Annotated in this window: 19 protein-coding genes and 2 tRNA genes; 6 read left to right on the forward strand and 15 right to left on the reverse strand. The window is 60.8% G+C overall.

Going from position 1 to position 21843, the window contains the following annotated elements; genetic code table 11:
• Positions 1 to 118: 118 nt before the first annotated feature.
• From scpB to FHX03_RS11580, 6 genes are all read right to left on the reverse strand, one after another.
• Positions 119 to 823: an SMC-Scp complex subunit ScpB gene (scpB, locus tag FHX03_RS11555; RefSeq protein WP_183853678.1), complete on the reverse strand. Its 705-nt coding sequence runs from the start codon at positions 821 to 823 to the stop codon at positions 119 to 121.
• Positions 820 to 1677: a segregation and condensation protein A gene (locus FHX03_RS11560; RefSeq protein WP_097625461.1), complete on the reverse strand. Its 858-nt coding sequence runs from the start codon at positions 1675 to 1677 to the stop codon at positions 820 to 822. The genes scpB and FHX03_RS11560 overlap by 4 nt, the downstream gene beginning before the upstream one ends.
• 18 nt (positions 1678 to 1695) lie before the next feature.
• On the reverse strand, positions 1696 to 2709 hold the full coding sequence (gene nagZ, locus FHX03_RS11565) for a beta-N-acetylhexosaminidase (RefSeq protein ID WP_183853680.1): 1014 nt from the start codon (positions 2707 to 2709) through the stop codon (positions 1696 to 1698).
• Positions 2710 to 2823: 114 nt separating this feature from the next.
• Entirely contained in the window at positions 2824 to 6138 is a 3315-nt protein-coding gene (locus FHX03_RS11570; RefSeq protein WP_183853682.1) for an SPOR domain-containing protein, read from the reverse strand.
• Positions 6139 to 6199: 61 nt separating this feature from the next.
• Positions 6200 to 7957 (reverse strand): arginine--tRNA ligase, encoded by a 1758-nt coding sequence (gene argS, locus FHX03_RS11575; RefSeq protein WP_183853683.1) that lies wholly within the window; start codon positions 7955 to 7957, stop codon positions 6200 to 6202.
• A 64-nt stretch (positions 7958 to 8021) separates the two neighbouring features.
• Positions 8022 to 9239 carry a deoxyguanosinetriphosphate triphosphohydrolase gene (locus FHX03_RS11580; protein ID WP_097625281.1) on the reverse strand — a complete coding sequence of 406 codons (1218 nt, stop codon included), beginning with the start codon at positions 9237 to 9239 and terminating at the stop codon, positions 8022 to 8024.
• Positions 9240 to 9461: 222 nt separating this feature from the next.
• On the opposite strand from FHX03_RS11580, the gene erpA reads away from it, so the two are divergent.
• The gene (gene erpA, locus FHX03_RS11585; protein WP_183853685.1) at positions 9462 to 9794 is read left to right on the forward strand and encodes an iron-sulfur cluster insertion protein ErpA; all 333 of its coding nucleotides are present in this window, start codon (positions 9462 to 9464) and stop codon (positions 9792 to 9794) included.
• A 124-nt stretch (positions 9795 to 9918) separates the two neighbouring features.
• Entirely contained in the window at positions 9919 to 10710 is a 792-nt protein-coding gene (gene xth / locus FHX03_RS11590; RefSeq protein WP_097625279.1) for an exodeoxyribonuclease III, read from the forward strand.
• Positions 10711 to 10825: 115 nt separating this feature from the next.
• Here xth and exoR read toward each other — a convergent pair whose 3' ends face one another.
• The 7 genes from exoR to FHX03_RS11625 all read right to left on the reverse strand — a co-directional run bounded on the left by exoR (position 10826) and on the right by FHX03_RS11625 (position 19313).
• Positions 10826 to 11629, reverse strand: a complete 804-nt coding sequence (gene exoR / locus FHX03_RS11595; RefSeq protein ID WP_097625278.1) for an exopolysaccharide production regulator ExoR — start codon at positions 11627 to 11629, stop codon at positions 10826 to 10828.
• 19 nt (positions 11630 to 11648) lie between these two features.
• Positions 11649 to 12119 (reverse strand): hypothetical protein, encoded by a 471-nt coding sequence (locus FHX03_RS34400; RefSeq protein ID WP_246699234.1) that lies wholly within the window; start codon positions 12117 to 12119, stop codon positions 11649 to 11651.
• 231 nt (positions 12120 to 12350) lie between these two features.
• A complete protein-coding gene (locus tag FHX03_RS11605; RefSeq protein ID WP_097625276.1) occupies positions 12351 to 13616 on the reverse strand; it encodes an OmpP1/FadL family transporter in 1266 nt (421 codons plus the stop codon).
• 399 nt (positions 13617 to 14015) lie between these two features.
• Positions 14016 to 16859 (reverse strand): valine--tRNA ligase, encoded by a 2844-nt coding sequence (locus FHX03_RS11610; protein ID WP_183853687.1) that lies wholly within the window; start codon positions 16857 to 16859, stop codon positions 14016 to 14018.
• A 115-nt stretch (positions 16860 to 16974) separates the two neighbouring features.
• The gene (locus FHX03_RS11615; protein WP_183853689.1) at positions 16975 to 17868 is read right to left on the reverse strand and encodes a DUF2497 domain-containing protein; all 894 of its coding nucleotides are present in this window, start codon (positions 17866 to 17868) and stop codon (positions 16975 to 16977) included.
• Between the two features lie 306 nt (positions 17869 to 18174).
• Positions 18175 to 18840, reverse strand: a complete 666-nt coding sequence (locus FHX03_RS11620) for a protein-L-isoaspartate O-methyltransferase family protein (RefSeq protein WP_183853691.1) — start codon at positions 18838 to 18840, stop codon at positions 18175 to 18177.
• A 399-nt stretch (positions 18841 to 19239) separates the two neighbouring features.
• A tRNA-Cys gene (locus tag FHX03_RS11625) sits at positions 19240 to 19313 on the reverse strand.
• A gap of 255 nt (positions 19314 to 19568) precedes the next feature.
• Between FHX03_RS11625 and FHX03_RS11630 the strand changes: the two genes are divergently transcribed.
• Entirely contained in the window at positions 19569 to 19901 is a 333-nt protein-coding gene (locus FHX03_RS11630) for a KTSC domain-containing protein (RefSeq protein WP_183853693.1), read from the forward strand.
• Position 19902: 1 nt separating this feature from the next.
• Here the strand turns inward: FHX03_RS11630 and FHX03_RS11635 are convergent, their stop codons facing one another.
• Complete coding sequence (locus FHX03_RS11635) at positions 19903 to 20241, reverse strand: hypothetical protein (RefSeq protein WP_183853695.1); 339 nt, start codon at positions 20239 to 20241, stop codon at positions 19903 to 19905.
• A gap of 11 nt (positions 20242 to 20252) precedes the next feature.
• Positions 20253 to 20570, reverse strand: a complete 318-nt coding sequence (locus FHX03_RS34405) for a hypothetical protein (protein ID WP_246699222.1) — start codon at positions 20568 to 20570, stop codon at positions 20253 to 20255.
• On the opposite strand from FHX03_RS34405, the gene FHX03_RS11640 reads away from it, so the two are divergent.
• The 3 genes from FHX03_RS11640 (at position 20490) to FHX03_RS11650 (ending at position 21784) form a co-directional block, all read left to right on the forward strand.
• The gene (locus tag FHX03_RS11640; protein ID WP_183853697.1) at positions 20490 to 20687 is read left to right on the forward strand and encodes a hypothetical protein; all 198 of its coding nucleotides are present in this window, start codon (positions 20490 to 20492) and stop codon (positions 20685 to 20687) included. The two genes, FHX03_RS34405 and FHX03_RS11640, sit on opposite strands and share 81 nt — an antisense overlap.
• Positions 20688 to 20762: transfer RNA gene (locus FHX03_RS11645), tRNA-Asn, on the forward strand.
• A 173-nt stretch (positions 20763 to 20935) separates the two neighbouring features.
• Positions 20936 to 21784: a hypothetical protein gene (locus FHX03_RS11650; RefSeq protein WP_183853699.1), complete on the forward strand. Its 849-nt coding sequence runs from the start codon at positions 20936 to 20938 to the stop codon at positions 21782 to 21784.
• Positions 21785 to 21843 lie beyond the last annotated feature (59 nt).

The raw sequence follows: 21843 nt of genomic DNA on the forward strand, positions 1-21843 counted from the left end.
AGCCCTTTGAACTGCGCTTAATGTCACGGTATCGCCCTTTGTGACAAGCCACCGAACCGCCGAAAAATGGTGAGCACCATTGTTTTCGTCATGCATGGCAAAAGCAAGACGAAGTCCTTCAATCTTCGGAGGTAGAACGCGGGGCGAGCAACCCAAGTTCTTCGAGATCCATCTGGGTAATGGGGTCTTCGTCCTCGCTTAGCTCGTCGTTCATCAATGGCGAGGGAATGTTGAAATTCGCCGGAATGCGCCCCGAGAGCAGGCCAGCACCCTTCAATTCTTCGAGACCGGGCAGATCGCGCAGCTCCTCGAGACCGAAATGGTCGAGAAAATCGCGGGTGGTGCCTAATGTCACCGGCCGGCCCGGCGTCCGACGGCGACCGCGAAACCGTACCCAGCCCGCCTCCATCAGCACGTCGAGCGTGCCGCGCGAGGTCTGCACGCCGCGGATATCCTCGATCTCGGCGCGCGTCACCGGCTGGTGATAGGCAATGATCGCCAGCACTTCCAATGCGGCGCGCGAGAGCTTCTTGACCTCGTTGTCATCGCGGCGAATGACGAAGGAGAGATCGGCGGCGGTGCGGAAGGCCCAGGCACCCTCGATCTGCAGGAGGTTGACGCCGCGCGGTGCATAGTGTGCCTTCAGGCGCAGCATGATGGCGCGAACATCGGTCTTCTCGGGCAGGCGCTCTGCGAGGAAGCCTTCGGACACCGGTTGTGAGGAGGCAAAAACCAACGCCTCGGCGATGCGTTCTGCCTCGATCTCGGCCTGCAGGTCGCGGCTCCTGCCTTCGAAATCATCCTCGCTCTTCGGATCGATCAAGCCGGCTGCTCCTGCTCCACCACCTGCAGCGTGGCGTGTTTTGGTCCGCGGCGCATGTATATCGGTTGAAAGGCGCCGTCCTGGCGGATTTCCAGCTTGCCCTCGCGCACCAGCTCCAGCGAGGCGGCAAAAGCGCTGGCAATCGCCGTGACGCGTTCCTCGGGCGCAGCGAGATAACGCAGCAGATAATGCTCCATCGCCGTCCAGTCGCCGATCTCGCCGATCATTTGGGTCAGCAACTCACGCGCATCGGTCAGTGACCAGACGTTGCGCCTCTCGATCGTCACCTGGGTAACGGCATTGCGCTGGCGCAGCGCCGCATAGGCGGTCAAAAGATCATAGAGGCTTGCCGCGTAGGCGGATTGCTGCCGGTCGGGAATATGCTCGGGCGCGCCGCGCACGAAGATGTCGCGGCCGAGGCGGTTGCGGTTGACGAGGCCTTCGGCGGCCTGGCGCATGGCTTCGAGGCGCTTCAGCCGGAAGGCGAGCGTTGCCGCCATCTCTTCGCCCGACGGACCGTCATCCTTGATCTGCTGGGGTATCAGCAGCCGCGACTTGAGATAGGCAAGCCAGGCTGCCATGACGAGATAATCGGCGGCAAGCTCGATGCGGATACGCCGGGCGCTTTCGACGAACTGCAGATATTGCTCGGCCAGTGCCAGCACCGAAATGCGCGACAGATCGACCTTCTGGTTGCGGGCGAGATAGAGCAACAGATCGAGCGGCCCTTCGAAGCCGGCGACATCGATCACCAGCGCCGGCTCGTGGCTGGCGCGCTCGGCGCCGTTCTCCTGCCACAACTTGTCCATCGGCGTTGCCGCCTGCGGACGCTCCGTGCCCTTGACCGTGATCACCACCCTGCTCCTCAGCGATCACACGATCGCAAACATCGCCTCGAATTCCGCCCGCAATTCCGCCTCATCGGCGGCATCCGGCGCTTCAAAACCTGCTTCCACCGCTTTTGCACGGGCAAGCGATTGACCGGCGAGCGGCGGAACATTTGCCACGACATCCAGCATCTCGTCCATATGGCCATTGCAATGCAGCACGATATCGCATCCGCCTGCAATAATATTCGCCGCACGTTCCCCGATCGTGCCGGAAAGAGCATTCATCGAGCTGTCGTCGGAGAGAAGCAGACCGGTAAAGCCGATTTGCTCGCGGATGACGCCGTCGATCACCTTTCGCGAGGTCGTCGCCGGATTGTCGGGATCGATGGCGGTGAAGACGACGTGGCAGGTCATCGCCATCAGCTCGTCCTTCATGGCGATAAAGGGCGGGAAATCATGAGCCTCCAGCTCATCGCGCGAGACGGTGACGACAGGCAGTTCCAGGTGTGAATCCGCAAAGCCGCGGCCGTGCCCGGGCATATGCTTCATCACCGGCAAGAGGCCGCCGGCCTTCAACCCTTCGGCAGCCGCCCGGCCCATGGCGATGACGGTTTGGGGGGCGTCGCCATAGGCGCGGTCGCCGATGACGCTGCTGCTGCCCTCGACCGGCACGTCGAGCACCGGCAGGCAATCGACATCAATGCCGAGGCTCGAAAGGTCGAAGGCGTGCAGCCGCGACATCGCCCAGGCAGCGCGCAGCCCAAGCGCCGGGTCTCGGCGATAGAGATCTCCGAGCGCCTGGCCGGAGGGATAACGTGCGAAAACCGGCGGACGAATGCGCTGAACGCGGCCACCCTCCTGGTCGATCAGCACCGGCGCATGCCAGCCGACGCTGTCGCGCAGTTCGGCGACAAGATCGGCGATCTGCCCTGCTTCGGAGATGTTGCGCCCGAAGAGGATGAAGCCCCAGGGCCGTTCGCCCCGGTAGAAGGCTTTCTCTTCGGATGTGAGGGCAAGGCCGCTGCAGCCAAGGATCATCGCTTTTGATTCGGTCATATCGGAATCATAGACGGCGCCCGGCCAAATGCGAGCAAGCTCGGGCGCCATGCACAAAAAAGAGCGGCGGGCCGATCCGGCCCGCCGCTCCTGTTTTTTCGTTGAAAACCGATCCTACTTGGAGATCAGGCAGCTTCCGCCCGCCGCGCGATACTGTTCGCAGAGCGCTGCGGCCTCGTCCTTGGAACCGGCCGGAATACGGACACGGTAGAAAGTGCCCTTGCCGGCGATATCGGCCCTGCGGATTTCATGAGCGCGGCCACCAAGCACACCGGCGAATTTCTTCGACAGGTTGGCATAGGACTTGGTCGCCTCGTCCTGCGATGGCAGCGAGGCGATCTGGATGCCGTAGCCGCCGGCGGAGGCGGCCTGCGACTGCGGCTGGGCGGCGGCGGGTGCTGCAGCAGCGACTTCAGTCGTCTTCGGCGGCTGCGCGGGCTTCGGCTGCTGTGCGGGAGCGCGAACGTTGCCCTTTTCGGTCACCGTGCCGACGACGTTGACGGGCTGATCGACCGGGCGCGCGATCGGAACCGGAGCGGTATCGGTGAGCGCCGTGGTCTTGACCGGGCGCACCGGCGTATCGACCGGGGCGGGATTTGCGGCCTGCGCATCGGCGTCGGCTGCAAGCGGCGGCTTAGCCGGTGCGGTTTCGGCAGGCGTTGCGGAGCGGGCATCGGCTGAAGCAACCTCAGCGCTCGCCGGGAAGCTTGCAGCCGTTCCGACGACCGGCGGCACGGGTGAAGCCGATTGCGCCGCCGGGGCCGTCAATGCCGGCATCGGCTGAGCGGCTTGTACAGACTGCGTCGCTGGCACAGAGGGTGTCGCCTGAGCAGCCGGCTGATCGACGGGTGCTGGTTCCTCGCGGGCGACCAGCGTGCCGTCAGGCTTGACGATCATCGTGCGGACCTTGCGCGGTGAAACCGATGGCGTCTTCTCGGCATCGCCGGCGGCAGCGTTGTCGGCGCTGTCCTGGTTCGGCAGCAAACGCGGATCTTCCGTCTCACCGACTGCGGTCGGCGAGACCTGATCACTGGCGTTGGCGTTCTCGTCGTCCTCGGGCAACGATTCCGGTGTCAGCGTCCGCTGGACGACATCGACCGGTGCCTCATCCGAAGAAACCAGCGCCTTCTGCTTCGGTTCCTCGGCAGAACCGGCAACACGATCGTAGACGGCCTTGTCCTGGTTCGGCACGGTCTTGCCGCCGGGATTTTCCGGAACGACCTTGACCGGCTCCTTGTCGGCCGTGATCACGCGCGGCTCGCCGGATGCGACGATGCCAAGCCCCTCGCCGTTCCAGACGGAGGAATAGACACCATAAGCGACACCGGCGAAGACCACGAGCACGACGGCTCCGGCCAGCAGCCGGCGCATCGACCGGGCACGGCTGAAATCGGCCGCCTGGCTTGCCGATTCGATGCGGACCTCAGAGGTCTCACGGCGCTCGACCGGCTCGCGCACGCTGCGGCGGAAATCTTCTTCCAGCGCCCGTTCGAAATCATCGAGGCCGTCGGCGATGGTCGGCTTGACCGGCTTTGCCGCTGCGGCAGCAGTATCGCGAACCGGGGCCGGCGTTTCCCGCGGCTTGGCCGGTTCAAAGAAGCTGGCAATCTCCGCATCGAGATCGAAATCGAAATCCTGCGTTTTCGCGACCGGCGCGGGCTGCTCGACCGGCGGCAGCGCCGGCACGTGCATATCCTCGACCGTCTCGGGACGATCCTCCGGATCGGAGATCATCGCCGGATCAAACGGCAGGTCTTCGGTCGAGTCGGCGACCGAAGACCAGTTGACGGCCGGAGTCGGAGTTGGAGCCTGGGGCTCTACGAAGGCCGGAGCAGGCCGCGCATCGGCCGATGTCGCCTGCTGGAAAGCAGGATTTTGCGGCTCAGGCGCAAGACCGGAGGCAGATCGGGGAGAGACGGCAGCGGCCGGCTGGGCGGCACGGATTGGCGGCTCCGGCTGCGGCGCGGGCTCAGCCGGAGCCAGCTCGGATTCGGAGAAATCGAGATCGGCAAGTTCCAGCTCGATACCGGCAAGATCCAGCTCGAAATCATGACCGGCGAAGGGATCGTCGGCTTCCGGCACAGGCTGCGGCGCCCGCGAATATGCCATTGCGCCGGGCTGGGGTGCAATAACCTCGGCAGGCTGCGGTACGACCGGCCTTGCGGCTTCGGCAGCATAGACCGGAGCCGGTTCGACCGGAGCAGGCTGAACGGGGGCTGCGGCGAGCGGCGCTGGCGCGATCACCTGCGGCCCGGCAAATGCGGCGACCATAGGCGCGACAGCAAGGGGAGCGGCAGCAACGGGCGCAGCCTCGATCGATGCGGCCTGCGGCGAAACGGGCGCCGTATTGGGACGTTGCGGCACCGGATAACGCGAGACGTCGGCGAGCAGATCGTCCAGATCGAAAGTGCCGACAGTGTGCGGAACTTCAGGCACGACCTCGGTCAGCGCTGCATCGGCCTGGATCTCGCCTTCGACGGCAGCGGCGATGAGATCGAAACCGGCGTCGGATCCGAAATCTTCGAGTTCGTCTTCGATTTCGACGAAGTCGTCGGCCTCGGCAATCTCTTCCGACGCCACTACCTCATCATGGCGATCGTGCTCGGCGGGAAAGCCAAGCGACGGAGACGCGGATTCGAATTCTTCGGACGGCTCGACAGTGACGGCCGGAGCCAATTGCTCGACGACCGGGGCGGACGGCTCGATCGCGGGCTGCTGCTCTGCCGCAGCAAGATCGGCAGACGGCACTTCGGCCGCCGGCGCCTCGACCGCTTCGGCCACAGGCGCTTCTGCCACCGGCGCTGGCGGAACAACCGTTTCCTCGCGTTTGGAGGCGTGGAAATTGGCAAGCGGCAGCCTGATGCTGGCGGCCGACCATTGCGGCGCCTTGGCGGGCTGCGGCAGCGAAGAGACCGGAGCAGAGCCGATCGACAGTTCAAGCTCCTCGATTAAGTCGCGTGCGCCACCGAAGGCCGATTGCACCGGCTCCTCGGAAGCGGGCTCGACGGAAAGCTGCTGCGGCCAGGCGGCCTCACCGGCGGGCGCATCCCAGTTGCTTGCAGCCGGTCCAGCTTCTTCCTCAGCCTCAACGGAGGCAACGGAAACGGGCTCGGGCACTTCGGCCCTCTCGGCGGCGGTAGACACATCGAGAACGGGCTCGATGTAATCTTCTGGCGTGTCGTCATCGGAGATCGGTTCGGCGGGCCGGTCGAGCTCTGCGAGCGGACGTGGCGAATCGTAACGGTCGAACTCGCGTCCCAACTCGTCCTCGAGATCGAGGGCGGGCTCGTGCCGCGTGGACTCGGTTATCGTGTTTGCTGCAACACGCGGTTCGAAGCCGACGATACGGGCAAGTTCGGCCAACGGATCATCGTCGGCAAACAGGTCATCTTTTCCGCGCGTATCATACGCAAGTTGTTTATCAGCCATGCCTATCCCACTCGCAAACGCCAACTCTGAAATGCCAGCGCATTGTGGGGAAATGGTGACGTTATCGCATTTCGTCCGGTGCGGCAGTGCCTGTAATGGCAAGTCCCGACTTCAAAACCGACGCGACGGCGTACACCAGCCCAAGTCTGGCAATAGTTGATTCTCGGTTTTTATCATTAACAAATCGTAATTCCGGCTGATCTTTACCTTTGTTCCAGTGGGCGTGGAAAGAACTAGCGAGGTCGTAGAGGTAAAAAGCGAGCCGATGCGGCTCCTGCGACTGGGCCGCCGCCTCGACGATCCGCGGGAATTCGGCGAGCTTGGCAACGAGCTGCAATTCGGCCGGATCGCCAATGCCTGCAACGGTTTGCGCGAGTTCCTTAGTGGAAACATCGAGGTCGCCGAAAGCCTCCCTCGCCTGCCGGAAGACGGACATGCAGCGGGCATGCGCATATTGCACGTAAAAGACCGGATTATCTTTCGACTGTTCCGTCACCTTGGCGAAATCGAAGTCGAGCGGCTCGGAATTCTTGCGGTAAAGCATCATGAACCGGACCGAATCACTGCCGACTTCCTCGACGACGTCCCGAAGCGTGACGAAATCGCCCGAGCGTTTCGACATCTTCACCGGCTCGCCGTTGCGATAGAGCTTGACGAGCTGGCAGAGCAGTACCGTCAGCTTCGCCTTACCGTCCGAAACGCCGCGTGCAACCGCTTCCAGACGCTTGACGTAGCCGCCATGGTCGGCGCCGAGCACATAGATCATCTCGTCGAAACCGCGATCGAACTTGTTCTTGAAATAGGCGACGTCGGCGGCGAAATAGGTGTAGGAGCCGTCCGACTTGATCAGCGGCCTGTCCATGTCGTCGCCCACTTCGGTCGAGCGGAACAGCGTCTGTTCACGGTCTTCCCAATCCTCAGGCAGCTGGCCTTTCGGCGGCGGCAAGGTGCCCTTGTAGACATAGCCCTTGAAGGTCAGATCGTTGATCGCCGTGCGGATCGCGGCCGCGCCATTGGCATGCAAGGTGCGCTCGGAAAAGAAGATATCGTGATGGACGTTCAGCGCCGCCAGGTCTTCGCGGATCATCACCATCATCGCATCGATGGTGCGGTCCTTGACGATCGGCATCCATTGGTCTTCCGGCATGTTGTGCAGCCGCACGCCATAATCGGCGGCAAGCGACTGTCCCACAGGTACGAGATAGTCGCCCGGATAGAGACCCGAGGGAATTTCGCCGATCTTTTCGCCGAGCGCTTCGCGATAACGCAGGAAGACGGAACGGGCGAGCACGTCGATCTGCGAGCCGGCATCGTTGATGTAATATTCCTTCTCGACGCTGTAGCCGGCAAAGGCGAGCAGGTTGGCGAGCGCGTCGCCGACGACGGCGCCGCGGCAATGGCCGACATGCATCGGCCCGGTCGGATTGGCCGAGACATATTCGACATTGACCTTCCGGCCCTCGCCGAGCGTCGAGCGGCCGTAATCGGTGCCGGCGCCGATCATCGCGGCGAGCAGCCGCTGCCAATAGCCGACGGCGAGACGGATATTGATGAAACCGGGACCGGCGACCGAAACATCGGCAACGTCGGCATCCTCCCGGAGCTTGGCGATGATGATGTCGGCCAGCGCGCGGGGATTGGTTCCAAGCGGTTTTGCCAGCACCATCGCGGCATTGGTCGCGACGTCGCCGTGGCTCGCGTCACGCGGCGGCTCGACGGCAATGCGGCCGAAATCGAGCTCGGATCGCTTTTCCCTGACCAGATCGATCTGTTCAAGGGCGGTTTTGATCCTGGCTTCGAAGTCGGTAAAAAGGTTCATCGCACTCTTCCATGCATAGGCTGTGCCAAAGGCCCAAATCGGCCCTTGGCGGGGCGACCGCTGCCTATCGCAAATCCGGAGTGTGGTCAAACAATCGCCTGTGGGCGCTGATCGCATAGGTGTCGGTCATGCCGGCCAGATAATCGCCGACATGGCGGGCCTTCGGCGCATCGGCGAGGCCGGCGATATGATCGACCCAGTAATGGCTCTGCATCTCCTTGGGATTGGCCATATAGGCGGCAAAGAGATCGGTGACGATCTGGGCGGCGCCGGCGCGGATGCGCATGATATCGGGATTGCGATAGATGCGCTTGAACAACATCGCCTTGATCTGGCTATCGGTTTCGGCCATGCGGCCCGAGAACGTGGCGATGACCCGGTCGGCAGCGCGGACGTCGGCGGCGCTCTCCGGACGCAGCAGCGAAAGGCGCTCCTGCGCAACGGCGATCACGTCTTCGACCATGCGGGTGATCTGCCGCCGCATGATCTCATGGGTGAAGCGGCTCGGCTCCAGGTGCGGATATCGCCCCCTCACCTCGGCCATCAGCCCGGCAAGGAACGGGATTTCCTCCAGCATGTCGAAAGTCAGGTAGCCGGAACGCAGGCCGTCGTCGATATCGTGGGTGTTATAGGCGATGTCGTCAGCGATCGCCGCGACCTGGGCCTCGAGGCTGGCATAGGTAGCCAGTTCGAGATCGTGCAGTTCGCAATAATCGAGGATCGGCTGCGGAACCGGGCCGCGTGTGCCCACACCATCCGGCGTCAGCAGCGGACCATTGTGCTTGACCAGGCCTTCGAGGCTTTCCCATGTCAGGTTGATGCCGTCGAATTCGGCATACCGCCGCTCCAGCTTGGTCACGATGCGCAGCGATTGGGCATTGTGGTCGAAGCCGCCATAGGGCAACAGCACCTCGTGCAGCGCGTCCTCGCCGGTGTGACCGAACGGCGTATGGCCGAAATCGTGCACCAGCGCCACGCCCTCGGCCAGATCCTCGTCGAGCTTCAGGGCGCGGGCAAGCGCGCGGGCAATCTGCGCCACCTCGATCGTGTGCGTCAGCCGGGTGCGGTAATGATCGCCGTCTTGGGCGATGAAGACCTGGGTCTTGTGCTTCAGCCGGCGGAAGGCGGTGGTATGGACGATGCGGTCGCGGTCGCGCTGGAAATCGGAGCGCGTCGGGCTGCCTTCCTCCGGATAGAGCCTCCCGTGGCTCGTCCAGGGGTCTGCCGCATAGACCGCTCTTTCACTGCTGCCGAAACCTAAAGCACGCGTATCGATCGTCATTCTTCACCGTCATCCTGCATGTTGCCGCATCTGCCCATTGACGCCGCTTTGCGCTCTTCATACCTATAGCCCGAAGAAACGGCAAAGAGGCGCTTTCTCAACCACCTCGGCGCATCATGGCCTTTTTCCGAGGATCATGATAAGTTTGTTTGATATCAGGCATTTGAACATTCAAGTGCCAAAACCCATTCTCTCCGGATCTTGACCCCGGCAGGAGGAAACATGACGGATACGAGTGTAACCCTTTCAGATGCCGCCGCAAAGCGTATCGCTGCGATCGTCGGCGCCGAGTCCGGCAAGAGCGCGCTGCGCGTCTCCGTTGAAGGCGGCGGCTGTTCGGGCTTTTCCTATAAGTTCGATCTTGCCGACAGCGCCGGCGATGACGACGTCGTCGTCGAGAAGAACGATGCCAAGGTGCTGATCGACAGCCTTTCGCTCGTCTACATGGCGGGTTCCGAGATCGACTTCGTCGACAATCTGCTCGGTCAATCCTTCCAGATCAAGAACCCGAACGCAGTGGCAAGCTGCGGCTGCGGCACCAGCTTCTCGATCTGAATATTCAGACGCATCGCACTGTCCTCATGAACTGGCCGACGAAGTGCCTCCGGCCAGTTTATCGTCTTGTCCTGTTATGGAAGACCACGATAAAAGAAGCGCACGAAGCGAACAGGACAGAGAGATGAAGATCGCGACCTGGAACATCAACGGCGTCAAGGCGCGCATCGACAATCTCACGCAATGGCTCAAGGATTCCGATCCGGATATCGTCTGCCTGCAGGAGATCAAGACGGTCGACGAAGGTTTTCCCAGGCTGGAGATCGAGGCGCTCGGCTATCACGTCGAAACACACGGCCAGAAGGGCTTCAATGGTGTGGCGATCCTCTCCAAGACTTCGCCGTCGGAAGTGAACCGCGGCCTGCCGGGCGATCCGCTGGACGAACAGTCGCGTTTCCTCGAAGCCGTATTCACGCTGCCCGACACACGCATCCTGCGCGTCTGCTGCATCTACCTACCGAACGGCAATCCTGTCGACACGGAGAAATATCCCTACAAGCTCGCCTGGATGGAGCGCCTGCGGAGCTTTGCCGCCGAGCGGCTGGCCTATGAGGAGATGCTGGTGCTTGCCGGCGATTACAATGTCATCCCGGAACCGCACGACTGCTTCGATCCCAAAGTCTGGGAAAGTGATGCGCTGTTTCTGCCGCAGACGCGGGAGGCGTTCCGCCGGCTGGAAAATCTCGGGCTGACGGATGCTGTGCGCGCGACCACGGATGCGACGCAGTTCTATTCCTTCTGGGATTATCAGGCCGGCGCCTGGCCGAAGAACAACGGCATCCGCATCGATCATCTGCTGCTGTCGCCTGAGGCCGTCGACCGGATGACGTCGGCTGCGATCGAAAAACATGTGCGGGCCTGGGAAAAGCCGTCCGACCACGTGCCTGTGATCGCCTATTTCGATTTCGCTGCCTGATTTTTCCCTGTCTTAAAGCGCGTCGCGATCTTTCAGATTCGCTGCTCGCGCTTTACCTCCTTGTTTTGCGCATGTCGTTATCCCGGAACCGCTGCACACTTCCGGGCGACATGCATTAGTCGTCGGAGCCGCTGGCGATGCTATGCGAGAGGGATACAGCCGTGCGGCGGTCGGCCTCGTTGGCAACCGAAAAGGCCTGCTCCTGCAACGCTTCCATCCAGCCGCAATCCTTGGGCTTGCAGCGGTCGAGTGCGGCCGTCATCATCGCCAGGCCGCGGGCCGACTGGCCTTCGTCGAAAAGAATATTGCCGAAGACCGCCATGGCGCCGGGATGACCGCTCTTGCGGGCCTGGTTCAGCCATTTCTTCGCCTGCTGCGGGCTGGCATTGCCGCCCTCGCCGGCCAGCATCATCTGCGCTAGCTGGAACTGCGCCTCGGGGACGCCAAAGGTTGAGGCCACCTGAAAATAAAGCTGGCGCGCCTGGGTGAGGTCGATCCGGACCGGACTGCCTGATATGCCGTGTTTGTAATAATTGGCGAGCGACAGCAGCGCGTTGACGAAGAAGCCGGTATCTTCCGAGCCGGGCTCGACGCCCTGCTGGGCGATCTCGCTGTAAATCTTGAAGGCTTCGAAATCGTCCTGCGTTACGCCGTCGCCGTCGGCATACATGTTGGCAAGCGCCCAGCGCGAGCCGGTGTGGCCCTTTTCGGCAGCGTATTTATAGGCTTCGACCGCCTCTTCCTTCTGCCCGTTCTTATAGGCTTTGAAGCCGAACTTGAAGAGATCGAAGGGGCCGGATTCCTTGCTGACGCCCGCCTTGATGTCGAATGCGCGGACCGGGCCGGACAGCGACAGCGCTACGGCCATAGACATGCCCATCAGCATGAATTTGAACAGTTTGAACTCGGACGTCACCATTTCAACCGATTTCTTTCGCTCATCGCAGGCAGGAAGCAGCAGGGCTCGCGCCGTGCATTCCGCGGATGTATTTCGTCGAGGCGAGCGATCCCGCGGCGAGCTCCATGGCTCCTTTGCCCGCGTCGCATCCAGCCCAGTGGCCTTCTCTCGAAGGCCGAATTCTCAGCGCATCATTCAGAACCACCCGGCTCCCGGCATGGTCCGACTGCAATCTCCGTGGCACTCTTTCGGCAGGCGCGGCATCCGCCTTCCCGCCTTCACCATATTCGTAAACAGCAAATGTGACGAAAGCGGTATCGACATCTCCGGCAAAGCCGGGCCGCGCATCCGAGCGGGCCGAAAACGACAACAACCAACGGTTCGACGGCGCCGCCGCGAAGTCGGATTGGCGGCCGGAACAGCCTTGTCCAGAAAGCGAAACGACCACAATCAAACGATTGCCGCCAATCGTCCTGCGCGATCTCGTGTTACCGGAAAAAAATCGACCCATGCTACTATTTACACGCACCGTAAGCCTGCCCATCTCCTCGCCTGCCAATAGCGCTGCGCTCTCTTTGTGGCGGGAAATGGACAATTTCACCCCGCTGCCATCTTACGCCAATCGTCGTAAAAAAGTGTTGCGGAATCGTCACAAAACGGGATCAGAAAATGGCATGATTAACGGCCGTGAATAAAGAAGAGCCCGGCGGTGCCGGGCTCCTCAATTCTTCACATCGGGGAATTAGAACTTGATCTTTAGGCTCGTCGACAGTGCCGCGACCAGATCGTTGCCAAACGAATAGGAGACATCGTCGCCATAGGTCTGGCCATTATACTCGAAGGTGCCGGACGAACCGCTCGTCAATACGCCAACGGCTCCGGCAAAACGCCATTCGATATGTTCAGTCGGCGTGTAGGCGGCGCCGAGACCGAGCGTCCAGCTGTCGGTCTGTGCGCCATAACCCTGACTGGTGCCGCGGTCCCACGTGACGCTGACTGCGCCGGCCCACTGATCGTTGAACTTGTGGCCCACGCCGCCGGAGATGGTCCAGCCGTCACGATAGAGAAGGTCGAGCGAAGTGAGTTCCGTAGCGCCGCCCGCTGTGCAGGCAGCCACGCCCTTCGTCGACGTCGGGCAGAAAGGCACGGATTGCAGAACACTCCAGTTCGTCCACTTGACCGATCCGAAGGCAAGCCAATCCGGAGCGATGCCGCTTTGCAGCTTCATCTCCAGCGAATCCGGTGCTTCTGCGGAGCCGAAGACGTTGGTGATTTTGCCGCCATATATCGGCACAACTGGAACCTGACGGAGATCAACAGTCCCCGTCAGGTTGTCGTACTTGACGCGGCTGTTGTAGACGAGGCTCGCGCGCATCGCATATTCCGGAATCTCGTAAGCCAGACCGGCGCGCCAGCCCCAGCCGCTGTCTTCGAGATCGAGGCGGCCAACGCCGGTGCCGGTGCCGAGCAAAAGTGGGAGCGTTGAAACCAGACGCTCTTTGAAACCTTCAACTTCCTGATAGAAAGCGCCGCCAATGAAGCGAAGCTGTCCAGGGCCCATATCAAAACGATAGGAGCAAGTGCCGCCATAGTTGCGGGTTTTGATTTCCGTCTCGATATTGTTGTTGGCGCCAGCCCAATTCGAACCCGGGTCGGTATGCCCGCCAAAGGGTTCGGAATAGTCGACAAGGCAGTCGACTGCATCGGCGAAACCGGCCTTAAAGCCGATGTAAGGAATGGTGTAATTCGAGGTGTCGTCGGCACTGTTCGGGCGGGTGTTGAGATTGCCACCCCCCGTTAAGACGGAGGTATTCGTGTCACGGACATCCTTCAGCTTGCGCTGCGGCGTGACATAGGTAACGCCCGACTGAAACGAGAAAGGCGAGGTATCGAACAGCTGATCGATATTGTAGCCGCCGCGCTCCAGGCCGCCGGCGAAGGCCGGCGATGCAAGCGACGAAAGAAGGACGAGCGACGTTACGCCCTTGGAAAACCTACGCGATGCCATTGTGTCTCCCCCACTCCAGCAATTGATGTGACGCCACTCTAGTAAGTGTTCGCTCGACATGGCAACGCGCCCCACGGCGGCATTCCCAGGCATTACATTGGCCAACTTACGTAAAGAAATTGACGGACACGTCAAAAAATCTGGTTAATAAAATTTTATTCCAGAGTTACCGGTTTTGAGATGGGCTTTTGGGTTTTCATTCCACACATTGTGGAAGCTGTATCAATCCGACAACAGTGACAGTTTTCGCCCGCGGGAGGCCATTGGAGCCACAATCCACAGGCTCAGCGCCGGCAATCAGCCGCTTTTCAAGACCGAATCACGCGTGCCCAAAACGACAAAGACGCGCCCTTCTTGGAGCGCGTCTTTGAAATAACTTACCAAAACGGGCGATGAAACTTATCCGGCTTCGCTCACTCTGGAGAGTGCGGTCTTCAAGCTGGCGATCTGCCCCTTCAGTTCCTCGAGGCGCTCGCGTTCGGCCTCGACCACCTCGGGATTGGCATTGGCGACGAACTTCTCGTTGGAGAGCTTGCCGTCGATGCGCGAGATCTCCCCTTCCATTTTTCCGATCGCCTTTTCAAGCCGAGCCTTTTCAGCGGAAAGGTCGATCAGATTGCCGAGCGGCAGGCAGATGGTGGCCTCGTCGACGACGATCTGAGCGGCCCCCTTCGGCGCATCGTCGGCCAGCGATATCGCCTCGACACGCGCAAGCCGCTTGATGGCGGCGTCGTGGCGGAACAGCCTTTCGCGCGTCAGGTTGTTGGCCCTGACGACGACGAGCGGCGCTGTCGCCGACGGCGGCACGTTCATTTCGGCGCGCACCGAGCGGATGCCGGAGACGAGGTCGATCAGCCAGTTGATCTCGTCGGCGGCGCCGTTATCGGCATAGGAGGGAGACGGCCATTCGGCATGGCAGACCAGCGTATCGCGCTCTTTGCCTTCGCCCGCCGTATGCGCCCAGAGCTCTTCGGTCATGAAGGGCATGAAGGGATGCAGCAGCTTGTAGATCTCTTCGAGGATATAGGCGCTGCAGGCCTGAGCCTCGGCCTTGGCGCCCTGGTCCTCGCCGTTGAAGACCGGCTTCAAAAGCTCGAGATACCAGTCGCAGACCTCGTTCCAGACGAAGCGATAGAGCGCGCCGGCGGCATCGTTGAAGCGGAAGGCTTCGAGTGCTTCCGTAACGTCACGTTCCGTACGGGCAAGTTCCGTCAGGATCCAGCGGTTGATGGTGAGTTCAGCGGCCTCCGGCACGAAATGCCGATCGCTTTTCGCCCCGTTCATCTCGGCGAAACGCGTGGCGTTCCAGAGCTTGGTGCCGAAATTGCGGTAGCCGGCGATGCGGGCCGGATCGAGCTTTACGTCACGGCCCTGCGCCGCCATGATCGCCAGCGTGAAGCGCAGCGCATCGGCGCCGTATTCGTCGATCAGCTCAAGGGGATCGATGACGTTGCCCTTCGACTTCGACATCTTCTGCCCATTCTTGTCGCGCACCAGCGCGTGAATGTAGATCGTGTGGAAGGGTTCGACGGGATCGCCATTCTCGTTCTTCATGAAATGCAGGCCCATCTGCATCATGCGAACGACCCAGAACGGGATGATATCGAAACCGGTGACCAGAACACTCGTCGGATAATAGCGCGCGAGTTCCGGCGTCTGGTCGGGCCAGCCGAGCGTCGAGAAGGGCCAGAGCGCGGAGGAGAACCATGTGTCGAGCACGTCCTCGTCCCGCGTCAGGATCTCGCCCGGCTTGAAGTTTTCGAGCAGGTCCTCGACATAGGCCTTCATAGGCCCCTCATGCGACAGGTAATGCTGAATCGCCGCCTGCAGCGCCTCTTCCTCGGTCTGTTCGACGAAGACCTGACCGTCCGGGCCATACCAGGCGGGAATCTGGTGCCCCCACCAGAGCTGGCGGGAAATGCACCACGGCTCGATGTTCTCCAGCCAGTTGAAATAGGTGTTTTCCCAGTTCCTCGGAATGAACCTGGTTTTTCCCTCGCGTACGGATTCCAGCGCGGGCTGTCCCAATGTCTTGTTGTCGACAAACCATTGTTCGGTCAGCCGCGGCTCGATCGGCACGCCGCCGCGGTCTCCGTGCGGCACCATATGCTTGTGCGGCTCGATCTTGTCGAGGAGCCCGGCCTCTTCGAAAATCTCGACGATGACCTTGCGCGCAAAGAAACGGTCCTGCCCTTCCAGACGGTCCCACGCGCCATGCAGTGCGGCAGGATTGTCGAGGCCTTCGAGGAAGTCCTCGTTGTCCTTGATGGTAATCGTGGCATCGACGTTCATGACGTTGATGGCCCGCAGCTTCGCGCGCTTGCCGACCTCGAAGTCGTTGAAGTCATGCGCAGGGGTGATCTTCACCGCACCCGTGCCGGCCGTCGGATCGGCATAAGAATCGGCGACGATCGGAACCTTGCGGCCGACGATCGGCAGAATGACATGCTTGCCGACGATCGATTTGTACCGCTCGTCTTCGGGGTTCACGGCAATGCCGGTATCGCCGAGCATCGTCTCCGGCCGCGTCGTCGCGACGACGATATAGTCGCGCGTCTCGAATTCGGTCGGCTTGCCCTCCTCATCGAAGGCGATCGGATATTGATAGGTGACGCCCGGCTCGAGCGGATAGCGCAGATGCCAGAGATGGCCCTTCACCTCGTGCTGCTCGACTTCCATGTCGGAGATAGCCGTCAGGAGCTTAGGGTCCCAGTTGACGAGGCGCTTGTCCTTGTAGATCAGGCCTTCCTTGTAGAGCGTGACAAAAACTTCGAGGACGGCCTTCGACAGGCCTTCGTCCATGGTGAAGCGTTCGCGCGACCAGTCGCATGAGGCGCCCAGGCGCTTCAGCTGGTTGAAGATCAGGCCGCCCGATTCAGCCTTCCATTCCCAGATCTTGTCGATGAAGGCGTCGCGGCCCATTTCGCGACGGCCGGGCAGCTGCTGTTCCATCAGCTTGCGCTCGACGACCATCTGCGTGGCGATGCCGGCATGGTCCATGCCGGGCTGCCAGAGCACATCCTTGCCGCGCATGCGCTCGAAGCGCACCATGATGTCCTGCAGCGTGTTATTCAGCGCATGGCCCATGTGCAGCGAACCGGTGACATTCGGCGGCGGGATCACGATGGTGAAGGTCTCGGCGCCGGGCTTGGCGTTCGCGCCGGCGCGGAAAGCGTCCTCCTCATCCCATTTCGCGGCGATTTTGGGTTCGACGGCAGCAGAATCATAGGTCTTGTCGAGCATTTTCTGACCAATTTCGAGGTTCGAGGATGGCGTTTGTAAATAGGATGGGCACGGGCAAGTCAATAAAAAAGCCGCCCCGGAGACCGGAGCGGCTTTTCAGGAAAAAGCAATCCGATCAGCGGCGCGGGCCGCGCGCCACGCGCTCGATTTCCTCGCGCACCAACCGCTCGACCAGCGTCGGCAGATTATCGTCAAGCCACTCGCGCAACATCGGACGCAGCATATCCTCGGCGATCTCGTCCAGCGAGCGGCGCTCCGCACCGTCGATCGCGGCGGCGAGCTCCTCGAAGGAGCGGCTGATCTGCAGGCCGGCATTCTCCGAAAGCAGGGTCGGCTGGACCTCATCCATAAGGCTCGGCAGGAAAGCTTCGGCCGAGGACTGAGCGGGTTCCAAAGGCGGCAACGTCGTTTCAACCGCGGCGGCGGGTTCGGCGACTGAAGGCGCCGATGCGGCGACTTGGCCCCGTGGTGCCTCCGCGAATACCGGCTCGACCGGCGGCTCGATCACGGCCTGCGGAACCGGCGCTACGGCAGCCGGAGGGAAAACAGGCCGTGTCGGCTGCGGCTGCGGTGCAGCCGCGCGCGGCGGCTCCGGCATAACCGCCGGCTGCGGTTCGGGCTGGCGGAAGCCGCTCGGAATTTCACGCAATGCCTGACCGGCCTGCACGGCGCTGCGCTCGGAAGCGGCGCGCACGCGGGCGGCGACATCGGCAAGCGACAGGGCGCGGGCCGGTACTTCAGCTTCGGGGGCAGTGCCAGCCGAGTTGGCGGCGACGAAACGCGGATCGGAGGAGCGCATGGCCGGTTCGGGGAACTCCACGCCGGCATAAGTGTCATCCACGGTCAGATGGATTTCGGAACCGTTCTCATCCTCATCGGCGCCGTAAACCGGCGGCAGGGATGCGGAAATCGCCTTGCCGGCGCCGGGCTCATTGCTTTCGATGATCTGGCGGATGGAGGCCAGAATTTCTTCCATGGACGGTTCACGCGCTACACTTGGCTGAGCCATTTCTATCCCCGTTATCCAAAAACAACGACCGGACGATGTGGAGCGGTCATCCGAATCACCGTGACCTTAGAATACCTCAGACGGGAAAAAAATCATCGCGAATCAAATGAATGCGGCCATGCACAGTTTTGTTACCCGATGTTTTCGACCTGGCAGCCTCAGGATAAATGATGTTTGTGAAGGCTTTCCGGCGATGCTTGGATTTCAAACTGTTGCAGCGTCCTTTGGGCGTCGGAGAAGACGCGGCTGCGCTGTTATAAAAACGGGCGCCAGTGGCGCCCGTTGCTGATTCATCGACAAACGGCGTCAGAAAACGAATTCGCGCGCCTTGGCGAAGCCCGGCAGGGGCTTGACGGAGGCATTGAAGAAGACGTTTTCCGAAACGGCGCCCCGCTCGGCGACGAACACCTTGGCGCGGGCGGCATTGCCGTAACCTTCGACCGTGATCAAACGACCGCCATCGCGCAATTGATCGAGAAGGGCCGCGGGCACCTCCTCCACTGCGCCGTTGACAAAGATCAGATCATAGGGAGCGCCGGCAGCGTAGCCCTTTTCGAGCGGTCCGGTGACCACCTCGACCTTGGCGTAGCCGGCGAGCTGCGTCTTCGCCTCGGCGGCCAGCGCCTCGTCGCATTCGAGCGCGATGACCGAGCCGGCAATGATCGACAGCAGCGCCGATGTGTAACCGGTGCCGCAACCGACTTCGAGGACGAAATCATCCTTGGTGATTGCGGCCAGCTGCAGCAGCTTGGCGAGCGGCGATGCCTCCATCAGGAAGCGCGCCGGCTTTCCGGGTCCGGCGGCCGATATCTCGACATCGTTGTCGATGTAAGCCAGCAGCTTCGCCTTCTCCGGCACGAATGCCTCACGCGGGACCGTGAGAAACGCCGTCAGCACGGAATGCGAGGTAACGTCCGTCGTGCGAACCTGGGTGTCGACCATCTTTACGCGCGCTGCTTCGAAATCCATCATGTCCTCTCGCTCTTGAAAGCGGTTCCTGTCTCTCGTCTCTTAATCCCCGCCACCGATGCTTTCAAGGCTTGGCAGCCGCGGGCGAAAAGAATCCGGCAGGCGCTTCTTCCGCGCAACAGAGGCAATGAGGCTCTGCACGCAAACGTGGAATTCCCTGCCCCTTCATGTTATGATTTTCAACGGAGGAAATAGGAGGAGCAGGCCATGTCTGCGATTTTCGAATATCTGACGCTGTTCGATTTTTTCATCGTCGCAGCGCTCATCGGCATCTTCTGCTGCGGGCTGCTGGACGGCGAAACGACCCTGAAGTGATAAGGGCGCGGAAGCGTGCAGACCACTCATGGGGTCTGCGACGATCTTATGCCGACGGACGGCAGGGCATGCGATGGTGGGAGATGTTGGAGGCCTCGCCCGGAATTGAACCGGGGTACAAGGATTTGCAGTCCTCTGCGTCACCACTCCGCCACGAGGCCTCACAAGCTCGTTATCTGAGCCGTGGCGAGCGTTTAGAATGATCGTAAGGAAATCGCAAGAGGGCATTTCGGAAAAACGCCATTCCGCGGCAGCCGAAAAGTCCATTTTTCAGTGCCGGCCGGCACGAGCGCAGGCTCGAATTCCCTCATCGTAGCGGTGCCCTTCCCGGCAGGATCGCATTTGAAACAAATTGTTAGCTTGACGATCGTTCTGCGGGCCTCATATTGGCCCCGGGAGGGCGATAGGAGCTGCAAATGGAGTGGGCTGCCCTCAAATCGAAGCACGTGCATGCGGCCTATGATGCCGACAGCCGCGATCTTCATGTTAAATTTCCGGGTTCTCCACCGGTGAAGCATGTGGACATTCCGCCGCATGTCTACGAGAACCTGCTGGAAACGACTGATCCATACTTCTACTACAACTATTATATCGCGCCGTCCCGCGTCTCACAGAGCAGCCGACATGTCTCCCTTTCCTACGCGCTGAAGCTCGTCCTCCTTCTTGCCGTCAGCAGCCTGTTGATGGTGACCAGCCTCGATCAGAGCCCCAACGGCGTTTTCGAGGAAAGCGAACTCAGGTCCAACTAAATTAGGTTCGCGTGGGCGATACACCCGGCTCAACGGCGATAGTGCCTGCGGCCACACGGTTGGTCAGGCCATCGAAATTGTCGCTTCTGTTCTGATTGCGATAGCGGCGATCGTTCCGGCCGCGATCGTTATTGCCGTCACGCTCATTACGGCCGTTGAAATTGCGGTAGTTGCGAGGCCCGTTATAGCTGCCGCCCTGGTCGTGATCGACCACGCAGCCTTCAGGACGGCGGCAGATGCCGCGAGCGTCAAAACCCCGGCTGTCGACAGCCTGGGCTTCAGCGGGAACGCCTGAGAGAATCGTCGCCACTAACAGGGCGACAACAAAAAATGCCTTCATGTCCTCACCTCTCAGCCAGCCGGTTTCCCACGCCTGTGCCACCAGACCGCTAGGCGGCGGCGGAGCCGGCGCGCGACAGGAAGATCGTGCGAGAGCACAAGGAAGCCGAGCGGCAACATCCAGAAGCCCAGTATCGGCAGGAAGCCCAGGAAACCGCATAGAATGAGGGCGACGCCGATCGCCATCCGCGCGATGCGGGAGCGCGGCATACAGATGCTGAACGAGCCGAGCATGAGCCTGCCGCTTGCATGATCGATGCCGAAGCGCCCTGCCCGCTTCCTAGGCTTTTCGCCGACCCTCGTCTCTTCTCGCTCATTCCGGTTCGTCATTCCCCAGAGATGGGCACAGACAACCCAAATACAAGTTCATTTCATTTTTTTGAAAAAACTGCTTGGCAAATCGAACAAGCATTTGTATTAGCCCACTCACACCGCGCCAAGCAGTGATCCCTGGTAGCTCAGCGGTAGAGCATTCGACTGTTAATCGACAGGTCGCCGGTTCGAATCCGGCCCGGGGAGCCATTTTATGAAATAAGTGCCTGTTTTTGTTGAGAAATCCGAAGACGGGCACTTACTTCCCCACTTTCCCTCCCCACTTTTGAATGTGTTTTCTGCGGTTCGGCTCCTGTGGATAGCTTGCTGCGACTGGCCACATTTGCTTTCATCCGAATCGTCACACGATCGGAATGAAGACAATGGATTTGCCCGAAGGAAAGAGATTTTCTCAGGTTTACATGAGGCGCACAGATTTGCTGCCTGACAGTCCTCGAATGAGAAATCGGCTCGCCGTAGTCATCACAGAAATTGGCAACAATGACGATCTTGAGAATTTCGGACGGCGCATTGAGCGTGAACAAGGGATAATGCTTGGGCAAACTCGTTATTCGTACCAATGGCCGCCGATATTTAAAGCCATGGATGTTAGAGACGTCCTCGATTCAATTACCACCATTCACGACTCAATCTCCGGCTACGAATACTCAAGGGCGGCTCAAAAGAGGAAAGCCTTTCTCGATAACTGCCGCAGAATTTTTGCGGAAGAACAAGTAAGGTACCGCATCGATGACCAGGGCGGCGTACACTTGGCGGTCGATGAAGAGTTCGAAGCTGCGCGCATTGCCACTATTTCAGGCTTGGGTGCTCCCCGCTACAACGGTGTCCGTTCGCTCTACGATGAAGCTTTCATTGCACTTGATAGAACCCCGCCCGATGGGAAGGCTGCGCTCAGGTCTGCTTTCTTCGCCACGGAGAGCCTTTTCAGGCTCATATTCCCACCTGCTCATCAATTAAGTTCGAGTGAAATACAGAAACATTTGGAGCCGCTAGTCAGCAGACTTTATGCTAATCAAAAGCCAGCCATCAATCTGGCGCAAAAGCTCGTGGCCTCGCTGAAGGACTGGATTGACGGTGCACACTTCTACAGACACGAGCCTGGCGCTGAGGAACCGGCGCAGCCGCCGCTAGAGTTGGCTATCTATATGGTGAGCGAGGCCGGAGGTCATTTGCGCTGGCTTGCAAAACTCGACGCTATGGCTGGCGCTTAAGCGACGCGCGAGCAAAGGTCGGCGCGTCCGGAGCATCAAGCCAATGATCGACTGGTGGA

Origin of the sequence: Rhizobium sp. BK456, assembly GCF_014194045.1 — a bacterium.
Lineage (GTDB): Bacteria > Pseudomonadota > Alphaproteobacteria > Rhizobiales > Rhizobiaceae > Rhizobium > Rhizobium redzepovicii.

Bases quoted from the DNA above. Each gene is read 5' to 3' on its own strand.
- nagZ (WP_183853680.1), bottom strand. From the start codon at position 2,709: ATGACCGAATCAAAAGCGATGATCCTTGGCTGCAGCGGCCTTGCCCTC.
- FHX03_RS11570 (WP_183853682.1), bottom strand. From the start codon at position 6,138: ATGGCTGATAAACAACTTGCGTATGATACGCGCGGAAAAGATGACCTG.
- argS (WP_183853683.1), bottom strand. From the start codon at position 7,957: ATGAACCTTTTTACCGACTTCGAAGCCAGGATCAAAACCGCCCTTGAA.
- FHX03_RS11580 (WP_097625281.1), bottom strand. From the start codon at position 9,239: ATGACGATCGATACGCGTGCTTTAGGTTTCGGCAGCAGTGAAAGAGCG.
- erpA (WP_183853685.1), top strand. From the start codon at position 9,462: ATGACGGATACGAGTGTAACCCTTTCAGATGCCGCCGCAAAGCGTATC.
- xth (WP_097625279.1), top strand. From the start codon at position 9,919: ATGAAGATCGCGACCTGGAACATCAACGGCGTCAAGGCGCGCATCGAC.
- exoR (WP_097625278.1), bottom strand. From the start codon at position 11,629: ATGGTGACGTCCGAGTTCAAACTGTTCAAATTCATGCTGATGGGCATG.
- FHX03_RS34400 (WP_246699234.1), bottom strand. From the start codon at position 12,119: ATGGGTCGATTTTTTTCCGGTAACACGAGATCGCGCAGGACGATTGGC.
- FHX03_RS11605 (WP_097625276.1), bottom strand. From the start codon at position 13,616: ATGGCATCGCGTAGGTTTTCCAAGGGCGTAACGTCGCTCGTCCTTCTT.
- FHX03_RS11610 (WP_183853687.1), bottom strand. From the start codon at position 16,859: ATGCTCGACAAGACCTATGATTCTGCTGCCGTCGAACCCAAAATCGCC.
- FHX03_RS11615 (WP_183853689.1), bottom strand. From the start codon at position 17,868: ATGGCTCAGCCAAGTGTAGCGCGTGAACCGTCCATGGAAGAAATTCTG.
- FHX03_RS11620 (WP_183853691.1), bottom strand. From the start codon at position 18,840: ATGATGGATTTCGAAGCAGCGCGCGTAAAGATGGTCGACACCCAGGTT.
- FHX03_RS11630 (WP_183853693.1), top strand. From the start codon at position 19,569: ATGGAGTGGGCTGCCCTCAAATCGAAGCACGTGCATGCGGCCTATGAT.
- FHX03_RS11635 (WP_183853695.1), bottom strand. From the start codon at position 20,241: ATGAAGGCATTTTTTGTTGTCGCCCTGTTAGTGGCGACGATTCTCTCA.
- FHX03_RS11640 (WP_183853697.1), top strand. From the start codon at position 20,490: ATGATCGATGCCGAAGCGCCCTGCCCGCTTCCTAGGCTTTTCGCCGAC.
- FHX03_RS34405 (WP_246699222.1), bottom strand. From the start codon at position 20,570: ATGACGAACCGGAATGAGCGAGAAGAGACGAGGGTCGGCGAAAAGCCT.
- FHX03_RS11650 (WP_183853699.1), top strand. From the start codon at position 20,936: ATGGATTTGCCCGAAGGAAAGAGATTTTCTCAGGTTTACATGAGGCGC.